The organism is Haloarcula amylovorans, assembly GCF_004681185.1.
In the GTDB taxonomy this organism is placed as follows: domain Archaea; phylum Halobacteriota; class Halobacteria; order Halobacteriales; family Haloarculaceae; genus Haloarcula; species Haloarcula amylovorans.
In genome coordinates this window covers 1,031,297-1,045,970 of the sequence record NZ_SRIF01000002.1, presented here as the reverse complement: position 1 = coordinate 1,045,970, position 14,674 = coordinate 1,031,297, and the positions used below count along the sequence as shown (strand labels likewise).

Annotated in this window: 18 protein-coding genes and 1 tRNA gene; 13 read left to right on the top strand and 6 right to left on the bottom strand. The window is 63.8% G+C overall.

The features are described from left to right. The first annotated feature begins 45 nt into the window (after window positions 1-45). Window positions 46-852 (top strand): TrmB family transcriptional regulator, encoded by an 807-nt coding sequence (locus tag E4S61_RS12575; protein WP_135304279.1) that lies wholly within the window; start codon window positions 46-48, stop codon window positions 850-852. 41 nt (window positions 853-893) lie between these two features. Here the strand turns inward: E4S61_RS12575 and mptA are convergent, their stop codons facing one another. The 3 genes from mptA to ahbB all read right to left on the bottom strand — a co-directional run bounded on the left by mptA (window position 894) and on the right by ahbB (window position 3,652). After that, window positions 894-1,823: a GTP cyclohydrolase MptA gene (mptA, locus tag E4S61_RS12570; protein ID WP_135304278.1), complete on the bottom strand. Its 930-nt coding sequence runs from the start codon at window positions 1,821-1,823 to the stop codon at window positions 894-896. Between the two features lie 75 nt (window positions 1,824-1,898). Then, window positions 1,899-2,486, bottom strand: coding sequence for a response regulator transcription factor (locus tag E4S61_RS12565; protein ID WP_135304277.1), 588 nt, complete (start codon window positions 2,484-2,486; stop codon window positions 1,899-1,901). Between the two features lie 128 nt (window positions 2,487-2,614). Beyond that, window positions 2,615-3,652 (bottom strand): siroheme decarboxylase subunit beta, encoded by a 1,038-nt coding sequence (ahbB, locus tag E4S61_RS12560; RefSeq protein ID WP_135304276.1) that lies wholly within the window; start codon window positions 3,650-3,652, stop codon window positions 2,615-2,617. A 107-nt stretch (window positions 3,653-3,759) separates the two neighbouring features. Here ahbB and E4S61_RS12555 point away from each other — a divergent pair, with 107 nt between their 5' ends. The 9 genes from E4S61_RS12555 (at window position 3,760) to E4S61_RS12520 (ending at window position 11,229) form a co-directional block, all read left to right on the top strand. Then, window positions 3,760-4,845 carry an anthranilate phosphoribosyltransferase gene (locus tag E4S61_RS12555; RefSeq protein WP_135304275.1) on the top strand — a complete coding sequence of 362 codons (1,086 nt, stop codon included), beginning with the start codon at window positions 3,760-3,762 and terminating at the stop codon, window positions 4,843-4,845. Window positions 4,846-4,890: 45 nt separating this feature from the next. After that, entirely contained in the window at window positions 4,891-5,817 is a 927-nt protein-coding gene (locus tag E4S61_RS12550; RefSeq protein ID WP_135304274.1) for an alpha/beta fold hydrolase, read from the top strand. A gap of 73 nt (window positions 5,818-5,890) precedes the next feature. Further along, window positions 5,891-6,439 carry a peptidylprolyl isomerase gene (locus E4S61_RS12545; protein ID WP_135304273.1) on the top strand — a complete coding sequence of 183 codons (549 nt, stop codon included), beginning with the start codon at window positions 5,891-5,893 and terminating at the stop codon, window positions 6,437-6,439. A 52-nt stretch (window positions 6,440-6,491) separates the two neighbouring features. Continuing rightward, window positions 6,492-7,268, top strand: a complete 777-nt coding sequence (locus E4S61_RS12540; RefSeq protein ID WP_135304272.1) for an MOSC domain-containing protein — start codon at window positions 6,492-6,494, stop codon at window positions 7,266-7,268. A gap of 412 nt (window positions 7,269-7,680) precedes the next feature. Next, window positions 7,681-7,857: a DUF7501 family protein gene (locus tag E4S61_RS25435; RefSeq protein WP_167768490.1), complete on the top strand. Its 177-nt coding sequence runs from the start codon at window positions 7,681-7,683 to the stop codon at window positions 7,855-7,857. A gap of 57 nt (window positions 7,858-7,914) precedes the next feature. Then, window positions 7,915-8,256 carry a ferredoxin gene (locus E4S61_RS12535; protein WP_135304271.1) on the top strand — a complete coding sequence of 114 codons (342 nt, stop codon included), beginning with the start codon at window positions 7,915-7,917 and terminating at the stop codon, window positions 8,254-8,256. Between the two features lie 40 nt (window positions 8,257-8,296). Further along, window positions 8,297-8,381, top strand: a tRNA-Leu gene (locus E4S61_RS12530). A gap of 255 nt (window positions 8,382-8,636) precedes the next feature. Beyond that, complete coding sequence (locus tag E4S61_RS12525) at window positions 8,637-10,649, top strand: PAS domain S-box protein (RefSeq protein WP_135304270.1); 2,013 nt, start codon at window positions 8,637-8,639, stop codon at window positions 10,647-10,649. A 67-nt stretch (window positions 10,650-10,716) separates the two neighbouring features. Further along, window positions 10,717-11,229, top strand: a complete 513-nt coding sequence (locus E4S61_RS12520) for a DUF5813 family protein (RefSeq protein WP_135304269.1) — start codon at window positions 10,717-10,719, stop codon at window positions 11,227-11,229. 53 nt (window positions 11,230-11,282) lie between these two features. Here E4S61_RS12520 and E4S61_RS12515 read toward each other — a convergent pair whose 3' ends face one another. Further along, entirely contained in the window at window positions 11,283-11,513 is a 231-nt protein-coding gene (locus E4S61_RS12515; RefSeq protein WP_135304268.1) for an Lrp/AsnC family transcriptional regulator, read from the bottom strand. Window position 11,514: 1 nt separating this feature from the next. Further along, entirely contained in the window at window positions 11,515-12,201 is a 687-nt protein-coding gene (locus tag E4S61_RS12510) for a potassium channel family protein (protein ID WP_135304267.1), read from the bottom strand. Between the two features lie 107 nt (window positions 12,202-12,308). Between E4S61_RS12510 and E4S61_RS12505 the strand changes: the two genes are divergently transcribed. Both E4S61_RS12505 and E4S61_RS12500 read left to right on the top strand, forming a co-directional pair. Next, window positions 12,309-12,539: an Lrp/AsnC family transcriptional regulator gene (locus E4S61_RS12505; RefSeq protein ID WP_135304266.1), complete on the top strand. Its 231-nt coding sequence runs from the start codon at window positions 12,309-12,311 to the stop codon at window positions 12,537-12,539. 44 nt (window positions 12,540-12,583) lie between these two features. After that, a complete protein-coding gene (locus E4S61_RS12500) occupies window positions 12,584-12,904 on the top strand; it encodes a hypothetical protein (protein ID WP_135304265.1) in 321 nt (106 codons plus the stop codon). Between the two features lie 2 nt (window positions 12,905-12,906). Here E4S61_RS12500 and tmk read toward each other — a convergent pair whose 3' ends face one another. Continuing rightward, window positions 12,907-13,500, bottom strand: a complete 594-nt coding sequence (tmk, locus tag E4S61_RS12495) for a dTMP kinase (RefSeq protein WP_135304264.1) — start codon at window positions 13,498-13,500, stop codon at window positions 12,907-12,909. 118 nt (window positions 13,501-13,618) lie between these two features. Here tmk and E4S61_RS12490 point away from each other — a divergent pair, with 118 nt between their 5' ends. Further along, window positions 13,619-14,524, top strand: a complete 906-nt coding sequence (locus E4S61_RS12490; RefSeq protein ID WP_135304263.1) for a complex I NDUFA9 subunit family protein — start codon at window positions 13,619-13,621, stop codon at window positions 14,522-14,524. The last annotated feature ends 150 nt before the right edge of the window (window positions 14,525-14,674 follow it).

The following is a 14,674-nucleotide window of genomic DNA, read 5'->3' as shown; positions in this document are numbered from 1 at the left end:
GTAAACCTTCGCTGAGTTTATACCCTCTGAATAATATTAGAGAATATGGCGAGTCTGAGAGACCTCGGCCTCTCCGAGTACGAGGCCAGAGCGTACCGGTCCCTCCTGGAGACGGGACCGACGACGGCGAAGGACCTCTCGCGAGCGAGCGACGTTCCGATGGGGCGCATCTACGACGTGTTGAACAGTTTAGAGACCTACAACCTCGTGCGGAGTCAGACGGCGAGTCGGCCCAAGAAGTACGTCGCCGTCGAACCTGACACCGCGCTGGACCGGCTGTTAGACGACAAGAAGCAAGAACTCGCAGAGAAGGCGAATCAGTACGAGGGCATCGTCGACAACCTCTCCGAGCAACTGGAGACGGCTGACCCCGTCGACGAGCCGTTCTGGACTGCCGCCGTCGGGCAAGACGAGACGTTGGACCTCCTCTTAGAGCGACTGGCGGCCGCCGACTCCCGCATCGTCATGGTCGGGTCGATTCCGGCCAGACAGGTGGACATCGTCGAGGCCACCGAGCGCATCGTCGACGAACTCGAAGCGGCGCTCGAACGCGGCGTCGAGGTATCGCTGCTCGTCCGGCCGGACCTGTTCAAGACACTCCCGCGGGAGGTCAACCGCGAGTACTACGAGCGACTCAGCCCCCACGAGAACTACACCGCTCGCGCCAGTCCTAACGTGACGACGACGTTCGAACTCATCGACGATGTCGAAGTCTGCATCGAGGTGCCACACCCGCTCGGCCGCGACGAGATGTTCGGCGTCATCGACCTCAAGGACCCGGAGTTCACCGCCGACATCAGCGACGCCTTCGCCGACCACTGGGCCGAGGCCCAGACGATCAATCCGCCCTGATTCCGTCTTCGCTCGCCGGTCGTAGACGCACTTTCGCCCTCTCAGGCCGTTTCGAGTTCGCTCCGCAGGTCGCCCAGTTCCGCCACCCGTTCGGCGTGGGCGTTGTGCTGGTGAATCGACTCGTCGTTAGACTGTTTCATCGTGACGATCGCGTCGTCAGACAGATCCGGGAAGTGCTCGACCACGCCCTCGGCGAGCGCTCTGACGCAGTCTTCGACGAACTTCGCGTTCTTGTGTGCCTCGTATGTCATGTGGTCCTCGTCGGGCCGCTTCGCGAGGTTGTAGATGCGGGCGCTCATCGAGTCGCGGGCCACCTCGATGAGTTCGTTGAGGTCCACTTCCGGCGCGCCGTCGCTCTTGACGGTCAGCGTGGCGTGACCGCGCTGGGAGTGGCCGGCCTGTGGCATCGTCTCTAAAAACTCGTCGATGACCTCGTCTTCGACGTTCATGCTCCGAAGCGTCTCGCGGGCGCGAGCGGCGGACATCCCCTGCGAACAGGGACACACCGTCATCCCGGTGACGCGGGCACCGATCTCCTCGCTGGTGCCCTCCTCGGTGGCCGTCGCCGAGGCGATGATGTCGGCCGTCGACTGGGTGGCCATTCCGCTTTCGGGCGTCTTCTCGTGTGTGACATACTCAGCTTCCATCCGAACCTCCGCTTTCGTCGTGTAGTCGTGTTTCTCCAAGAGGAGGTCGGCGGCGTCACCGCAGACATCCTCGACGCGGTAGGCCTGTTCGGAGACCGCAGTCTCTAACGTCTCGTCGATGACCTCCATGTTGCGGGACATGTCCGCACCCTTCCGCCAGGACGGGAGGTCGACGAACACCTCGAACTCGGCCATCAAGACGATCGGGTCGCGGTCCCGCCGACCGAGTTTGACGAGTTTCTCGACGCCCGTCACGCCGACGCGGTTGAGACCCACTGTCACATCCGGACTCGACGCCTGCACGTCCGGCAGTTGCTGGCTCATTGAACACGGTTATGGAAGAGACCGGGTTAGGACTTTCGAAACCCGTGGTTTCGCCGTTCGGCTGCGCTCGTCCTATTACTCCGCCGCTGCTGACGCTTGGTTCAGGTCGCGAAACACGGTCTCGAAGTCGGTCTCGTCGAATCCCGCAGTGATGTCGTCGAGGGTCTCCCGGACGACGTCGAGTTCTCGTTCGAGGGACTGGAACTCCTCGCTCGCGGCGAGTTCGGCCTGCGTCTTGTTCGCCACCAGCGCCGCGCGTTTCCTCGTCAGCGCGTAGTACTCCCGCATCTTCTGCTCGTAGGCGGCACACCGCTTGAGGTGTTCTATCACCTCGTACAACGCTCCCCGTGAGACCGGCTTGACGACGTAGTCGTCGAAGGGCATCTCGATGATGTCAAAGCCCGGTTCGACCGCCGTCACCATCGCTACCCGCGTCCCAAGCCCCCGCTCGCGGATGGCCGACAACACCTCGTCACCGGAGACCCCCGGCATCCGCCGGTCGAGCAACACCACGTCGACCGACTCGTCCAGGGCGTCGAGCGCTGATTCACCGCTATACGCCGTCTCGACAGCGTATCGCTCGCGGAGCTGTGCGGCGTACGCGTCGGCGACGTCGGTCTCGTCGTCGACGACGAGAATCGTATCTTCCCCACCGGTTGTCATCTGTCCACCTATCGGTGTGTCAAATGATGATAAAAGCGTTCCGCTACCGGTCATTCGATTTACAGTTTCTGCGGATCTCGAACCGGAGACACTACGCGAGCGTAGTATGCGTACTGAACTGTCGACGATTACTCCCCGACGATGTCGTCGTACTGCGCGCCCGTCTGCTTCAGTGTGGACGTCGAATAGAGGCGGTCGTGGTCGTACGGCAGGAACTCCGTCGCCAGTTCGTCGATCTGCTCGTCGACAGCATCGGCGTCCCGGCCGTGAATCATCGTAAAGAGGTTGTACGGCCAGTCCTGTTCGGGTCGACGCGGTCGATGATAACAGAGCGTGACGGACGGTAACGCCCCGACTCGCTCGCCGCGGTCGTCCAGTTGGTCGTCGGGGACATCCCAGACGACCATGCAGTTGTTGTCGAAGCCGGTCGTGAGATGATTGACCACACACCCGACGCGCTTGATGCAGCCCGACTCGCGGAGCGTCCGGATGGCGGCGAGTACGTCGGCGACATCCGCGTCGATAGCCGCTGAGATATCCCGGTAGGGCGTCGCAGAAAGCGGAAACCCCTCTTGAATCGCCAACAGGAGCCGTCTGTCCAGTGCTGTGAGGTCGGCCGCGGCGTCCTCACTGATTCGGGTCGCGCTGGCGTCGGTCCCCTCGATCGACTCTCTCGCGAATCTGTCGCGGTTCACGACCGGGAACTCCAAGTCGATGTAGTAGTCGGTCAGCATCGGCAAGATCAGCACGTTACATCCCGTGCGGGCCTCGATGTCGGCGAGAATCTCGTCGCGTCTGTCTCGGGACCCAGCGGTGACGACGAACCACATGTTCCACTCGTGGTCGCGTGCGTAGTTGTGGTTCACCTGTCGGTAGTCGTTGACGACGGCGGCCACCTCGTCGAAGCGGTCGGGCGGGACCGAGACGGCCGCGAGCGTCGACGAGCCGATGACTGGCGGATTCAGTACTGGACCGAATCGCCGGAAGATGCGCTCTTCGTGGAGGCGTTCGACCCGTTCGAGGGCTTCTTTGCCCGTGATACCCACCTGCTCACCCACCACCTCGAAGGGGCGTTCACACACCGGGAAGCCGCTCTGGAATCCGTCGACCAGCGCGGCGTCCACGTCGTCGATGCGCTCGCGCCAGTCACCCGACGGGAGGCTCATTGGCCGGGCTTAGGAGCGAATACGTGTATCACTTTCGGGCCGGCGGCGTCCCCGCAACATGGGAGGGAAACACAGGGGCTTTCAAACTCCGTATCGAACCCACTCGCATGGCACAAACGACCCCTGAGTACGGCGACTGGCCGCTCAGACGGCTGATGACCGAAGTCGTCGGCTCCGGACACAAGTCCGCCGACGACATGACCCGCGAACAGGCCCGAGAGGCCTTCCAGCGCATCCTCGCCGGAGAGCCGGACCACACGACGCTCGGTGCGTTCTGGCTCGCCAATCGATGGAAGCGCAACACCCCCGAGGAACTGGGCGCGTACGTCGACGTAATGGCCGAGGAGTCCGTCGTCACCGCCGAGCCCGACGCCGACCCCGTCGACTGCGGCGCGAACTACGACGGCAAGGGTCGCTCGGCAATTTTCGGCGTCGGTGCCGGCCTCGTCGCCGCCGCCGCTGGCACGCCCGTCGTCGTCCACTCCGGCGACCGCGTCCCTACCCAGAAACAGGACGCCTACAAACACGTGCTGGACGAACTCGGTGTCCGCACCGACCTCGAACCCAAAGACAGCGCCGAGATGGTAGACGACGTGGGCTTTGGCTTCTACTACCAGCCTCGGTTCAACCCCGGTATCGAAGAACTGTCCGAACGCCGAGAGATGATGGGCGTCCGCACGTTCGTCAACACCGTCGAGACGCTCGCCAACCCCGCCAACGCCAGCGTCCACCTCGGTAGCTTCTACCACCTGCCGTTCGCCAAGAAGATGGTCCGTACGCTCGGCAACGCCGAGACGAGCACCGTCTCGCGCGCCCTGTTCTTCCAGGGAATGGAAGGTTACGACGACGTGCGCCCCGGCGAGACGGTGGTCGCCGAGTGGCCCGTCGAGGGCGACGAGTCCGACGACGAGAATATCGCCGACTTCGAGATTCGCACCGCCGACTACGGCATGGACGTGACGAGCGAGGACCTCGAAGTCCAGAACGTTGCCGGCGACTCCGCCGACATCACCGAAGCGGTCCTGACCGGTGAGCGGACGGACGGCTTCGCCGACGCCGTCGCGCTCAACGCCGCCTTGCGCATCTACGCCCGCGAGGACGCGGACAGCATCGAAGACGGCTTAGAGCAGGCCCGCGGCGCTATCGAGGACGGCAGCGCGGCCGAGGCGCTCGAAGCGCTGCAAGAGTTTTAAGCAGTCCCCGGAACCGACTTTCGTCGCGCGTTCGAAGCCGCGGATATGCCAGCGACCGACGCGGCCGCCACCGAGTGGACCGTCCCTGCGGACGGGGAAGTGTGGGCTCACGACACCGTCGAGACGAACGGCGTCGAGTTACACGTCGTCACCGCGGGACCCGAAGACGGCGAGTTGGTCGTCCTCTTACACGGCTTTCCGGAGTTCTGGTACGCGTGGCACCACCAGATTCGGACGCTTGCCGAGGCCGGGTATCGCGTCGTCGCACCGGACATGCGCGGGTACAACTGTTCGGAGAAGCCCGACGGCGTCGACTCCTATCACATCGACGAACTGGTGAGCGACGTGGCGGGGTTGGTTCGAGCTGTCGACCGCGAGAGCGCCCACGTCGTCGGCCACGACTGGGGCGGCCTCGTGGCGTGGCAGACTGCGATCGACCGCCCAGGTATCGTGGACCGTCTCGCCGTCTTGAACGCGCCCCACCCCGCGCGGTACGAGGAGTTGCTCCGCCGCTCGCCTACCCAAATCGCGAAGTCGTGGTACGCCTTCTTCTTCCAGGTGCCGCGTCTCCCTGAGTGGAGTCTGCGGCGGGGCGACTTCGCCGTGGTGAAGCGGATGCTCCGCGAGAAGCCTATCCGGCCGGACGCGTTCACCGAGACGGACATCGAGCGCTACGAGACCGCGCTCGGCCGTCCGGGTGCGCTGACCGCCGCCATCGACTACTACCGGGCGCTGTTCCGCCGAAACGCGCGGCTGACGCTCACACAGGGAGGACTCGGCGACACGTCCATCGAGGTGCCGACGCTGCTGGTCTGGGGCGAGCGAGACGAGATGCTCGACGTGCGTCTCACGGAGGGCCTCGACGAGTGGGTCGCCGACCTCCGGGTCGAACGACTTCCCAACGCCAGCCACTGGGTGCAGTTCGACGCGCCAGCGCGCGTGAGCGAGCACCTGCGTTCTCACTTGCCGTAGCCCATCGGCCGATGCGACGACTTCCCGAGCGGTGAGGGGCAGGCTTTTCTGCCGTGCTTTCGTCCGGCCGGGTATGAGCGACCTGACCGCGACGCTACACACCACCGAGGGCGATATCGAGATCGAACTGTTCGAGGACGAGGTTCCCAACACCGTCGAGAACTTCGTCGGCCTCGCCGAGGGCGCAGACGACTACGACGAGGCGGAGGTCGGCCCGGGCACCGGCGCGTGGGAGGACCCCGACTCCGGCGAGAAGCGCATCGACCCGCTCTATACGGACATCGAGATTCACCGCATCATCGACGACTTCATGGTCCAGATGGGCGACCCGACGGGGACCGGCCGCGGCGGTCCCGGCTACACATTCGACGACGAGTTCGACGACGACCTCTCACACGACGGCGCGGGCGTCGTCAGCATGGCCAACCGCGGCCCCGACACGAACGGCTCGCAGTTCTTCATCACGCTCGATGCCCAGCCACATCTCGACGGCAAACACGCCGTCTTCGGTAAGGTCGTCGACGGCATGGACGTCGTCGAGTCCATCGCCAACGCCGACACGGACATGAACGACGCGCCGACTGCCGAGATTCTCCTCGAATCAGTCGAGATCAGCCGCTGAGATACCGCGAAAAGAGTAACTGCTATCATCGCGGCGGGCCTTCGACCCGTCAGTGGCACACATCGAGCGACTCACCGTCTACCCAGTGAAGGCGCTGGCCGGTCGTGACGTAGAACAGTCACGCGTGCTCTCGGGCGGGACGCTCGCGCACGACCGCGAGTTCGCGTTACTGGACGCCGACGGCGACGTCGTCAACGGCAAGCGGACCGACCGCGTCCACGACGTCGAGAGCTCCTACGACCCCGAAACGCGAACTCTGGACGTGAGTGTCCCGGACATCGGTACCGAGCGATTCGAACTCGCGACCGGGTCCGGCCGCCAGCGCGCCGCCGACTGGTTCGGCGAGGTGTTTGGTCTGGACGTGACGCTGACACGGGACACCACCCTCGGCCACGTCGACCGCCGTGAGATGGGGCCGTCGGTCATCAGCACTGCGACCCTCGAAACGGTCGCGTCGTGGTTCGACGACGTGACTATCGATGGGGCACGCCGTCGCCTCCGCGCGAACGTCGAGGTAGGCGGTGTCGAAGCCTTCTGGGAGGACCGTTTCGTCGGCGAAGCCGCACCCGCATTCGAGGCCGGCGACGTTCGCATCGAGGGCGTCACTCCGTGTGGTCGCTGTGTCGTCCCCGAGCGAGACCCAGACACCGGCGAGCCGACGCCCGAGTTCCGCGAGCGATTCGTCGAACGCCGCCGCGAGACGTTCCCCGACTGGGCCAATCGCGACGCGTTCGACCACTTCTATACGCTGATGCTCATCGCTCGCGTTCCGGAAGCAGACCGAGAAAAGGTGATAGCGGTCGGTGACGACGTGCGGACGCTGGAGTGAGGATGGTGATGCGGGGCGAGACGCCCCGTTCGTCTGAGACGCCGAGATTCAGTCGGCGCTCCGTCGCGGGACGTATCCACACTCACAGGGTGAGTCCGCCAGTGCAAGTACGTCGCTACATTCGGGGCATCGGTACGATTCGACCGCGGTTCGCTGGTGCGTTGCCATTACCGGATGAGAGCTACTCGCGGTATATGAGGGTTGTTATAATATTGGCGAATGAATAATAGGATGTATAGAGAGGGGTAGTGAGCCGTGTATGGCTGTTCTATCGCGACAAAGCTCTCTCAACGGCTTCTCCACGGGGCATGTCACAATCTCTCGTATACATATTAGTGGCATATAATCCCATAATGAGTAATATACGTCTTACCAGCTGAAATTTATATATCACCGACGGGGACTATCGTGTATGTCCACTACCGAGACGTGGAGCGACCCGAACCGCTGTCCGTTCTGTGACGACGCGCTGGACTCGCCGGGAGCAGGCTTCGTCGCACACATCGAAGAGGCACCAGACTGCGAAGCGGCCTTCGGCACCTGGCGGAGTCGCATTACCGACGACGTCGCGGGCGGCTGGAGCGGGTGACCCGTTTACCGACGCGAAATCGACAGTCGAAAGGTCGTTCGAGACGAACCGCGTGACATGACAGAGGCCGACGAGCCAGTCGACCCGAGCGAGATCGGCGAGCAGGGCGGCCCGCCCGTCGAGGAGAAGCCCTACAAACTCATCTTCGAGGCCAACAAGTGCTTCGGCGCGGGCAAGTGCGCCGAGGTCTCCGAAAACTGGTCGCTGGATCTCGACACCGGCATCGCCACGCCCGAGACGTACTTCTTCGGCGAGGACGAACTCGACCACAACGTCAGAGCCGCCGAGGTCTGCCCGGCGAAGAAAGACCGCGGCGTCATCCACGTCGTCGACCGCCGCACCAACGAGGAGATTGCCCCCGACCCCCACGGCGACGGCACCCTCTCTGTCGACTGGTAATCGAAACCCGTTTTCCCTCTCGGTGTGGAGAGGGGAGTGCGCGAGGGTCGCCTAGCCTGGCCAATGGCGGTGGGCTTAAGACCCGCTCCCGTAGGGGTCCATGGGTTCGAATCCCATCCCTCGCATGAGTGCGCGGCGCAACTCCGCGCCGCGTCGAATCGTCTGGATGGATCCGAATCACGGAAATCCGAGCGTATCGAGGATTTGCTTCGGGTTCGAATCCCATCCCTCGCATTTTTCGACTCGAACGAACATGAGAGCTACTGCAGTCGTGTCGGCCGCAGACGCAGTCTTGGGGATGACGGGACGACTGTGCGATAGCCGTTCCCCGCTCAGGGCCTGCAACGGACTTTTAACCCTCACGCGCGGAAAGCAGGAAAATGAGTTCCGGCCGAATCACGCCCGACGACGTACTCGGTGCCTGTGACGCCGCAGGGGCGGCTCGGGAACCAGTGACGGCGGGCGAGATTGCCGACCATCTCGGATGTCGCCGCGACACTGCCCGGAACCGGCTCGAAGAACTGGCCGACCGAGGCGAGCTCCGCAGTAAAGCCGTCGGAGAGGGAGAGCGAGTGTGGTGGCGACCCACGACGGAGAGTCGGTCTCTCGGTGAAATCGAGGAGATGCTGACCGACGAGGCGAAACACGATCATCTCACGACGGAGCTACGAGACGTCTTCAGTCGGATTTCGGACGGGTTCTACGCACTTGACACCGAGTGGCGGTTCACGTACGTCAACGAGCGCGCGGAGGCTCTCATCGACTATCGAGGCGAAGGACTGGTCGGTGAAAACATCTGGGAGGTGTTCGAGTGGGCGGCCGACTCGAAGTTGGGCGAGGAGTACCACGCCGCGATGGAGAGACAAGAGCCAACCGTCTTCGAATTTTACTATCCCGAACCACTCGACGCGTGGTACGAGATCAACGCGTATCCATCAGAGACCGGCCTGTCAGTGTACTTCCGTGACATCTCCGAACGGAAAGCGCAGACACGGGCGCTTCAAGAGCGAGAGGAACAGCTCTCGCGACTGATGGAGAACGTCCCGGGGATGGTGTATCGGTGCTGGAACGAGCGCGGGTGGCCGGTGGAGTTCGTCAGCGACGCCTGCCGTGACCTCACCGGCTACGCGCCCGACGCGCTCGAACGCGGCGATGTCGCGTGGGGTGAGGACGTTATCGTCGACGCCGACCGCGAAGCCGTCTGGGAGGGGATTCAGACCGCTGTCACCGACCGCGAACCGTTCTCCATCACCTACCGCATCGAGACCGTCGATGGCGAGCGACGGTGGGTCAGGAGTCACGGACGCGGCATCTTCGACGACGACGGCGAACTGGTGGTGCTGGAAGGCATCATTTCAGATATCACGACGCAGAAGGAACGCGAACGCGAACTCGAAGAGCATCGGTCCTGGTACCGGACGCTGGTCGAGAACTTCCCGAACGGCGCCGTCGCGTTGGTGGACCGGGACCTCCGATACGTCACGTTCGGTGGGACGCCGGAGGGGGACTCCGGTGTGACGAGAACTGAGTTGGAAGGGGAACTGCTCCGGGACGCGTTGCCATCGGAACTGGCAGACGTCGTCGTTCCCCACTACCGAGCAGCACTCGACGGCGAGATATCCACGTTCGAAGAGTCTGTCGGCGAGGAGACGTACCAGTTTCACTTCCATCCGGTTCGTGACGACGACGGTGACATCTTCGCGGCGCTGGGGCTGTCACAGGATATCACCGACCGGCGAGCGTATCAACGGCAACTGGAGCAGTCGAACGAACGACTGGAGAGCTTCGCCAGCATGCTCGCCCACGAGCTCCGAAATCCAGTTGCGGTCGGGCAGATTTACGGACAACAGCTCTCCTCGAAGTCAGACTCGGACGCGGTCGAGTACGTCATCGAAGCGTTCGACCGTATCGAAGACATGATCAACATCATGCTGGTGCTAACTCGGGGAGAGGAAGCGGTCAGCGACCCAACGGCTCTCCAGCTCGTACCCGTCGCACGGGACGTCTGGGAGGAGATCGACACGACCAGCGGGACCCTCGAGACCGATGGCGACTACACGGTCGCGGCCGACGAGACGTACCTCAGACACCTCCTTCGAAACCTCTTCGACAACGCGCTCCAGCACGGGGGTCGGGACATCACCGTCACGGTGGGCGAACTCCCGACCGGGTTCTACGTCGAAGACGACGGGACGGGCATCCCGCCTGACGAACGCGACACCGTGTTCGAGGCGGGCTATACGACTGCGGCCGACGGGGGCGGGTCCGGACTGGGACTAGCGTTCGTCAGCGAGTTAGCGACCGCGTACGGCTGGGAGGTAACAGTGAACGAGAGCGAAGCCGGCGGCGCGCGCTTCGAGTTCCGAGACATCGATCAGGAACAACGGACGTGAGAGTGCGAATCGGCGACGACTCGACGAGGCGACGCGCTTTTCCGGCTCAGACGGCTATAGAGTCCCAATGACCGACGTTCCACCGGACGTTGCCAACGCCTTCGAGAGCCGCGAGCAGTTCGCCGGGAGCGACGAGGGGTACGCCATCAAGACGACTCGTTTCGACGGTCGCGTGACCGCGAGCGAGGGCGAGACGTGGGAGACGAACTACGCGGTGACGGTTCGAGCGCCGACGTTACAGGCCGCGACGGCCGACGACGTGGGGCCGGCCGTCTGTGATGGTTGGTTCGACACGCTGGAGCGCCGTCTCGAAGACGCGCCCAAGGCGACGCGCGTCGCCGTCGAACTCGACGAGTACGCGGTCGAACGCGACGGCGAGGAAGTCGTCGTCACCTACCGGTTCAGCCTCGGCGGCGAACGGCAGGCCGCCGACGTGGCGAAGGCGTTCGTCGAGTACGTCGAGGGCACCTACGTCGAGGGAATCGTCCCCGGCTACGACTACGTCGGCACCGTCGCCGAACTGATGAACTCGGCGAGTTCCGGCGGCAGCGAGGGGACCCGCGGCGGCACGCCGCTGTAGACGATAGCATACGGCGGCCTCGCCGCCGTTTCACTGCGAGCGCGAAGTGAAAATCAGTCCATAGCGATGTACGTCTGCGTGCTCTCGACGCCCTTGATGTCCTGAATGTGGGTCGCGGCGACGTCTTTGACCTCCGCGGGCGTGTCCACGTTTACCTTGGCGATGAGGTCGACGTCGCCGGCGACGATGTGGGCTTCACGGACGCCGTCGATAGCTTCGATTTCGTCTTTCAGGCGGTCCGCGTCGCCGGTGTGAGCTTTGACCATGACGTAGGCAGTGACCATATCAGGCACCTCCGAGTGCAGTCGCGCGGCCGGATTCACCGGCGACGATGCTTCGGACGTCGCCGAGGGTGTCGAAGTCGGCGAGGACGACGATGTGGTCGCCCTCTTCGAGCGTCTCGTCTGCGTCTGGAATCGTCAGTGCGGCCTTGCCCTTCCCGTGGGCGAGGAGCCGGGCGTTGGCGGGCAGTTCCAGTTCCGAAAGCGAGTAACCGTTCATCGGCGAGGCGTCCGTAATGGTGAACTCGACGAGCTGGAGGTTCTGTGCCACGTCCGCGACAGCGCGGATGTTCCCGCCTAAGAGCGCGTTCTTTGCGGCGATCGCACCGAGTCGTTCGGGGTAGATGACCTCGTCGACGTCACCGGCGTAGCGGCGGTAGATCTCCTCGCGGTAGTCTTCGTCGATACGCATGACGGTTCGACAGCCGTGCTGTTTGCCGATCATGCAGGCGACGAAGTTGTCGTTCAGGTCGCCGGTGAGTGCGCCGACCGCGTCGGCCGAGTCGAGGTCGGCGAGCGACAGCGTCTCCTCGATGGCACCGTCGCCCTCGATGACCTCGAAACCAGCGGTCTGGGCCCGCTCGACGGCTCCTTCGTCCTGTTCGATGAGGACGACGTGGTGTCCGCTCTCTTGCAGTACGCGCGCGGTTCGGAGGCCGACGCGGCCTGCACCCACGATAACAAATCGCATGTCAAGCCGTAAGACACGGGGATGAATAAAAGTATCCCGGCGGGCGGACCGATGGCGAGGGGCGAACGCGGGAAACTTTTTGGTGGCATGGTACATCATCGCACAGTATGGTCACGGCGTTCATCATGGTCAAGACGGTGGCAGGCAAGTCCGACGAACTCCTCGAAGCCGTCCGTCAGTCCGAAGGCATCACCGAGGCGCACATCGTCGCCGGACAGTACGACATCATCGCGGAGGCGAGCGGGCCGGAGGTGTACGACGTGATGCAGTCGGTGGCGACGCGCGTGCGAGACTTAGAGGGCGTCGCCGACACGCGGACGTACATCTGTCTGGAGTGAGTCGGTTCCGACACCGCAAAGAGCATCGCCGTCGTAGCGACTGTATGGTCAGCGTCGTGGGACTCGTCGGCTTGCTCGTCATCGTGCTGGTAAACAGCGCCGTGACGGCACTCATGACCCGCTTTTTCCGGGTTCGGATGAACACCCGCTGGGGCGGCCTGCTCTACTCGATACTACTCTGTCCGGTCGCCATGTTCGTCCTGTTCATGGTGTTGGCGACGCTCGGGTTCGGCGGCGACCTCACGCTTGGCCCGGGGTTCGTCGTCTTCCTCACGATCGTGGTACCGCTGGCGATCGGGATGACCTTCGACTACATCTGGATGCCCGCGCCGGACGATGTCGAACTCCCGACGTCGACGAACTGAGTTCAGAGACGCTCGACGATGGCCGTCCGGACGCGGTCGTACACGTCGTCCGGTTCGGTCGTCGCGTCGACCGTGACGAACCGCTCGGGGTCGTCCGCTCGGAGACGGTCGTAGTTCTCACGGACGCCGGCCAGATAGTCGGCTGTCTCGAACTTGTTGGTGGCACCGCTGCGTCGAGCCGCTGTCTCGGGGTCGAGGTCGAGATACACCGTCAGGTCCGGCGGGCGCGTCCACGGGGCGTGGATCTCGCGGACGTACGCCAGCGGGTCCTCGAACCAGTCGGTCTCGGCGAGCGTCGCGCCCTGATAGGCGTAGCGCGAGTCGGAGTATCGGTCGGAGACGACCAGTCCGCCATCTTCGAGCCCGGGACGAACCGTCTCAGCGAGGTGGGCGGCGTGGTCGGCGGTGTAGAGGAACAGTTCGGCTACCGAGTCGGCGTCGGCGTCGTCGATAGAACGCTGGACGGCCTCGCCGTACCAGCTATCGGTTGGCTCGCGGGTGAACGTCGCGTCGGTCGGCAGGGCGTCGTCGGCCCGTAGCCGCTCCCAGACCGTGGTCTTCCCGCTCCCGTCGAGTCCTTCGAGCGTGACGAGCATATCCGAGCGTCGGCACGGGGGCACGTAAGCGACTCGGACCCCCTCAGACCCCTCCCGCCGCGGACTCCCAAACTGGTTGCGGCGTACCTTTAGGAGGCGGCCGGGCGAGCGTTCGGGTATGGACGTACTTGTCGTCGGCGGAACTGGCTTCGTCGGACAGTATCTGTGTCGGGAACTCGACGATCGAGACCACGAGGTCACCGCGCTGTCGCGGAACCCCCACGACGCCGACCTGCCGACGGGCGTCACCCGAAAGGAGGGCGACGTTACCGACTACAACAGCATCGAAGGTGCATTCGAGGGACAGGACGCCGTTTTCTTCCTTCCCGCACTGACGCCGCTGTTCAAACCCGACGGCGGTAACGAGATGCACGAGGTGGTCCACCTCGGTGGGACGAAGAACGCGGTGCGGGCCGCCGAGGAACACGGTGTCTCCAGATACATCCAGATGAGCGCGCTGGGGGCGGACCCGAACGGGCCGACACACTACCTGCGAGCGAAGGGAAAGGCCGAAGAAGCGGTCAAACGTTCAGACCTCGACTGGACGATTTTCCGGCCCTCTATCGTCTTCGGCGAGGGCGACGAGTTCGTCTACTTCACCAAACGGCTCAAGCAGATCTTCGCCCCCGGCGTGCCGCTGTATCCCCTGCCCGGCGGCGGGCAGAAGGCGCACTTCCAACTCGTCTGGGTCGAGGACTTCGTCCCGATACTGGCTGATGTGCTGGACGGTGAGGAGTACGTCGGCGAGATATACGAAATCGGCGGCCCCGAAGTCCTCTCGCTTCGGGAGGCGACGGAACTCGTCTACGAGAGCGAGGGCAAATCCATCACCATCGTCCCGCTCCCGATGGAACTGGCGAAGGTCGGACTTCCGGTGTTGGGGAGCCTCGGGTTCCCGATGGGCAGCGACCAGTACGAGGGGCTAGACTTCGACAACACGCCCGGCGACAACGACGTCGACGCGTTCGGCTACGACGTGAGTGAGTTCCGGACGTTCGGTGACTACCTCGGGGTACGGCGGTAGGTCGGAACGACGCCCGCGGAAACAAAGTTTCAGCAGTTTGAATATTAGGCCACAGGCACCAGTTTCATCGACACGCCGAGTCGCCGAGATACTGCTCTCGTAGCGCGGCTAGCGCCCGTTCTCACCGTCTAATCGGTGTGTTTTCATTCC

Coding starts and splice junctions, on each gene's coding strand:
- E4S61_RS12490 (WP_135304263.1), top strand. CDS start 13,619: ATGGACGTACTTGTCGTCGGCGGAACTGGCTTCGTCGGACAGTATCTG.
- E4S61_RS12565 (WP_135304277.1), bottom strand. CDS start 2,486: ATGACAACCGGTGGGGAAGATACGATTCTCGTCGTCGACGACGAGACC.
- tmk (WP_135304264.1), bottom strand. CDS start 13,500: ATGCTCGTCACGCTCGAAGGACTCGACGGGAGCGGGAAGACCACGGTC.
- E4S61_RS12500 (WP_135304265.1), top strand. CDS start 12,584: ATGGTCAGCGTCGTGGGACTCGTCGGCTTGCTCGTCATCGTGCTGGTA.
- E4S61_RS12525 (WP_135304270.1), top strand. CDS start 8,637: ATGAGTTCCGGCCGAATCACGCCCGACGACGTACTCGGTGCCTGTGAC.
- E4S61_RS25435 (WP_167768490.1), top strand. CDS start 7,681: ATGTCCACTACCGAGACGTGGAGCGACCCGAACCGCTGTCCGTTCTGT.
- ahbB (WP_135304276.1), bottom strand. CDS start 3,652: ATGAGCCTCCCGTCGGGTGACTGGCGCGAGCGCATCGACGACGTGGAC.
- E4S61_RS12520 (WP_135304269.1), top strand. CDS start 10,717: ATGACCGACGTTCCACCGGACGTTGCCAACGCCTTCGAGAGCCGCGAG.
- E4S61_RS12555 (WP_135304275.1), top strand. CDS start 3,760: ATGGCACAAACGACCCCTGAGTACGGCGACTGGCCGCTCAGACGGCTG.
- mptA (WP_135304278.1), bottom strand. CDS start 1,823: ATGAGCCAGCAACTGCCGGACGTGCAGGCGTCGAGTCCGGATGTGACA.
- E4S61_RS12550 (WP_135304274.1), top strand. CDS start 4,891: ATGCCAGCGACCGACGCGGCCGCCACCGAGTGGACCGTCCCTGCGGAC.
- E4S61_RS12535 (WP_135304271.1), top strand. CDS start 7,915: ATGACAGAGGCCGACGAGCCAGTCGACCCGAGCGAGATCGGCGAGCAG.
- E4S61_RS12575 (WP_135304279.1), top strand. CDS start 46: ATGGCGAGTCTGAGAGACCTCGGCCTCTCCGAGTACGAGGCCAGAGCG.
- E4S61_RS12545 (WP_135304273.1), top strand. CDS start 5,891: ATGAGCGACCTGACCGCGACGCTACACACCACCGAGGGCGATATCGAG.
- E4S61_RS12510 (WP_135304267.1), bottom strand. CDS start 12,201: ATGCGATTTGTTATCGTGGGTGCAGGCCGCGTCGGCCTCCGAACCGCG.
- E4S61_RS12515 (WP_135304268.1), bottom strand. CDS start 11,513: ATGGTCACTGCCTACGTCATGGTCAAAGCTCACACCGGCGACGCGGAC.
- E4S61_RS12505 (WP_135304266.1), top strand. CDS start 12,309: ATGGTCACGGCGTTCATCATGGTCAAGACGGTGGCAGGCAAGTCCGAC.